Genomic DNA, 4006 nt, shown 5'->3' with positions numbered 1-4006 from the left:
CCTTTGGTATTGGTGCGACTGAAGATGCGGATCGCTTTGGCGACGTAGGCTCAGACACTATGGGACACATTGCAGAAGCCTGTGCGAAAGGCGAAGCTGACAAGGGTCGCAAAGGTCCACTGAATCTGCCTAACCTGACCCGTCTGGGCCTGGTGAAAGCTCACGAAGGTTCTACCGGTAAAATTGCTGCTGGTATGGACGGTAACGCGGAAGTGATTGGTGCCTACGCCTGGGCGCATGAACTCTCTTCCGGGAAAGACACGCCGTCTGGCCACTGGGAAATCGCGGGTGTTCCGGTTCTGTTTGACTGGGGTTATTTCTCCGATCATGACAACAGCTTCCCGCAGGAACTGCTGGATAAACTGGTCAAACGTGCCAACCTGCCGGGCTACCTCGGCAACTGCCACTCTTCCGGTACCGTGATCCTGGATCAACTGGGTGAAGAGCATATGAAAACCGGCAAGCCGATTTTCTATACTTCCGCAGACTCCGTGTTCCAGATTGCCTGTCACGAAGAGACTTTTGGCCTGGATAAACTCTACGAACTGTGTGAAATCGCTCGTGAAGAACTGACCGAAGGTGGTTACAACATCGGTCGTGTTATCGCGCGTCCGTTTATCGGTGATAAAGCGGGTAATTTCCAGCGTACCGGTAACCGTCACGATCTGGCCGTTGAGCCGCCAGCACCGACCGTGCTGCAGAAACTGGTCGACGAGAAAGACGGTCACGTGGTTTCCGTCGGTAAAATCGCGGATATCTACGCTAACTGCGGCATCACCAAAAAAGTGAAAGCTACCGGCCTGGACGCGCTGTTCGACGCCACCATCAAAGAGATGAAAGAAGCGGGTGATAAGACCATTGTCTTCACTAACTTCGTTGATTTCGACTCTTCCTGGGGACATCGTCGCGATATCGCTGGTTACGCTGCAGGTCTGGAACTGTTCGACCGCCGTTTACCTGAACTGATGGAACTGGTGGGTGAAGATGACATTCTGATCCTGACTGCTGACCACGGCTGTGACCCGAGCTGGACCGGCACTGACCACACCCGTGAGCACATTCCGGTGCTGGTTTACGGCCCGAAAGTGAAACCAGGTTCTTTAGGTCACCGTGAAACTTTCGCGGATATTGGCCAGACGCTGGCGAGCTACTTTGGTACATCGCCGATGGACTACGGTAAAAACATGCTGTGATACCCGTTGTCTTTCGCGCTGTAGATGCGTTGACTTCATTCGCTCACCCCGGTCACATAGGTAATCTATGTTCCCGGGGGTTCCGAATTCGTCGCCTTCCTACAACGCGAAATCCTTAGGGTATTTGAATTCGTTTTGTCGGTTGGGTAAGGCATTGCTACCCCCTCGACAAAAACAATAAATCAAAAGGGAACTGAAGATGGCAACTCCACATATTAATGCAGAAATGGGTGATTTCGCTGACGTCGTATTGATGCCGGGCGACCCGCTGCGCGCAAAGCATATTGCTGAAACTTTCCTCGAAGATGTTCGTGAAGTGAACAACGTTCGCGGCATGTTAGGTTTCACCGGTACTTACAAAGGCCGTAAGATCTCCGTTATGGGTCACGGGATGGGTATCCCGTCCTGCTCTATCTACACCAAAGAGCTGATCACCGATTTTGGCGTGAAGAAAATCATTCGCGTAGGCTCCTGCGGCGCTGTGCGTATGGACGTTAAACTGCGTGACGTGGTTATCGGTATGGGCGCCTGCACCGACTCCAAAGTAAACCGTATCCGTTTTAAAGATCATGACTTCGCAGCTATCGCTGACTTCGACATGGTGCGTAACGCAGTTGATGCGGCAAAAGCGCTGGGCGTAGACGCGCGCGTGGGCAACCTGTTCTCCGCTGACCTGTTCTACTCTCCGGACGGCGAAATGTTCGACGTAATGGAAAAATACGGCGTGCTGGGCGTGGAAATGGAAGCGGCGGGTATCTATGGCGTTGCGGCTGAGTTTGGTGCGAAAGCGCTGACCATCTGCACCGTGTCCGACCATATCCGTACTCACGAGCAGACCACTGCCGCTGAACGTCAGACGACCTTCAACGACATGATCAAAATCGCACTGGAATCCGTTCTGCTGGGCGATAAAGAGTAAGTGTTGTGATGCCCGGTAGCGCTGCGCTTACCGGGCTACAATCGATGTATGCCGGACCGCCATCCGGCATTTTCAGGCCAGCGTTTAGCTCACTGCACTGGCAATCCACGCTGACAGCTCGCGTAACTCTTTCTCCTGCTGTGGGAAATCAACCAGCAGCGCTTCGCACTCCTGTTGCAGCATATCCGCACGGTACAAACACCCCTGCAGACGACCCGCCAGCGCTTCTAACGGCACGGGATTGAGGCTGTCGGTAAAGACCTGCGTACGGGTGATATGACCTTTTTCCACGTCGAAATGCAGCTCAACGCCGCCCCAGGTGAAACGCTCGTCCAGAAGATGCGAGAACGCAGGCGCCTGACCAAAATTCCACTCCCAACTGCTCTGACGGGCAAAGGTTTCGGCAAAGTTCGGCAGATCCGGGGTTTTGTCCGGCGAGATAATTTCCGCTTCGACACGTTCGCCATAGTGGGCAAAAAAGGCTTCCGTGATGGCCTGACAGACCTGTTGATGGGTGATGCCCGGCAACAGCTCCGTTAGATTCGCTACGCGTGAGCGAACCGAGGTGATGCCTTTGGCGGCGAGTTTCTTTTTATCCGGATTGAGATAGTTTGCCAGGCGGCTGAGATCGGCGTTCAACAACAGCGTGCCGTGGTGGAATCCGCGGTCTTTCGTTTCCCGATAAGCAGAGCCGGAAACTTTGCGATCGCCGTCTGGCGTTTTCACGACCAGATCGTTACGCCCGGAGGCGTCGGCGTCTACGCCCAGCGCGTTCAGGGCATGGAGGACAATAGCGGTAGAGATGGTTTTGTCGTACTCCGGTTTACCGGCCATAAAGGTAAAGCAGGTATTGCCTAAGTCATGGAACACCGCGCCGCCGCCGCTGCTGCGACGGGCGAGCCGCACGTTGTCTTCTTCCATACGGCGGGTATTACACTCTTTCCACGGGTTTTGCGCCCGGCCAATCACCACCGTATCGGCGTTACGCCACAAGAACAGGACGCGCTGCGTGGCGGGCATCTGGCGAAAAATGCACTCTTCGACCGCGAGGTTAAACCACGGATCGTAAGAGTCTGAGATAAGCAGGCGTAGTGTCGTCATGGTCGATTTCCTTTCTGTTATTACTCTTTCTTCTCGTTGTCTTCTTCCTGTACCGGTTTGTTGGCGGTCAGCAGGAAAGGGGATTGCTGCCAGCGGGTGCGCTTGCCTTGCAATAAGGTACGGGTGAGCACCACGCCAATTGCCAGTGACAGAAGCAGCATTAGGCGTAAGATGTTGGTGGTGTTATCCACCTGCTTGGCTTCGGTGGCGAGCGTGTGGGTATCCAGCGTCAGGCGTAGATAGCCCAGCGGACCATTTCTTCCCTGAATGGGCTCGACAATCTGCTGGTTAAAATAGCCCCCGGCTTTTTTGCCGTCCAACGCCAGTCGGTCTCGAACGTTGACGCTCTCACCGGTGCGTGTAATCAGGTCTCCCTTTTCATCGTAGACGCCCGCATCCAGAATACGGCTACTTTCCGTGAGCTGCGAGAGTACCGCTTTAATGCGCTTTTCATCCGGCGTTTCGGTACGCATCAGCGGGGCGACGTTCAAGGAGACCTGGCGAGCCAGCGTGCGCGCCAGCTCTTCGAGCTGCGGATTACGCTGCTGTTGGTGGCTTTGACTAAACCAGGACGCGCCCTGCATCAGAGCAACGAGCAGCGCAAGGCAGGACAATACAATCACTGCACGATGAAGTCGGAATTTCAGTTTTGTGCGAGCCATATTCCACCTGCTGAAAATTTGAGACTTAATGTTGCCAGAAGCGCTGGTTACAGGGTAGCCTCATGCGTTATTTTCCCCTGATGATTCCGACCCGAACGATTTTACAGGAGCTTTAATGCCTAACATTACCT

Annotated in this window: 4 protein-coding genes; 2 read left to right on the top strand and 2 right to left on the bottom strand. The window is 54.2% G+C overall.

Annotated features, from left to right (window positions below; translation table 11 throughout):
* The coding region (gene deoB, locus KQJ19_RS22715; RefSeq protein ID WP_216404201.1) for a phosphopentomutase at window positions 1-1193 on the top strand (1193 nt) is incomplete at its 5' end.
* A gap of 199 nt (window positions 1194-1392) precedes the next feature.
* Window positions 1393-2112, top strand: a complete 720-nt coding sequence (gene deoD / locus KQJ19_RS22710; RefSeq protein WP_000224864.1) for a purine-nucleoside phosphorylase — start codon at window positions 1393-1395, stop codon at window positions 2110-2112.
* 84 nt (window positions 2113-2196) lie between these two features.
* On the opposite strand, the gene lplA is transcribed toward deoD, so the two are convergent.
* Both lplA and KQJ19_RS22700 read right to left on the bottom strand, forming a co-directional pair.
* Window positions 2197-3213 carry a lipoate--protein ligase LplA gene (gene lplA / locus KQJ19_RS22705; RefSeq protein ID WP_216404200.1) on the bottom strand — a complete coding sequence of 339 codons (1017 nt, stop codon included), beginning with the start codon at window positions 3211-3213 and terminating at the stop codon, window positions 2197-2199.
* Between the two features lie 20 nt (window positions 3214-3233).
* Window positions 3234-3875, bottom strand: coding sequence for a YtjB family periplasmic protein (locus tag KQJ19_RS22700; RefSeq protein ID WP_016155636.1), 642 nt, complete (start codon window positions 3873-3875; stop codon window positions 3234-3236).
* Between the last annotated feature and the right edge of the window lie 131 nt (window positions 3876-4006).

Source organism: Citrobacter sp. S46_ASV_140 (assembly GCF_018919545.1).
Lineage (GTDB): Bacteria > Pseudomonadota > Gammaproteobacteria > Enterobacterales > Enterobacteriaceae > Citrobacter > Citrobacter braakii.
The sequence above is the reverse complement of the archived record's forward strand: the minus strand, read 5'-3'. Positions and strand labels throughout refer to the sequence as shown.

Coding starts and splice junctions, on each gene's coding strand:
- deoD (WP_000224864.1), top strand. CDS start 1,393: ATGGCAACTCCACATATTAATGCAGAAATGGGTGATTTCGCTGACGTC.
- lplA (WP_216404200.1), bottom strand. CDS start 3,213: ATGACGACACTACGCCTGCTTATCTCAGACTCTTACGATCCGTGGTTT.
- KQJ19_RS22700 (WP_016155636.1), bottom strand. CDS start 3,875: ATGGCTCGCACAAAACTGAAATTCCGACTTCATCGTGCAGTGATTGTA.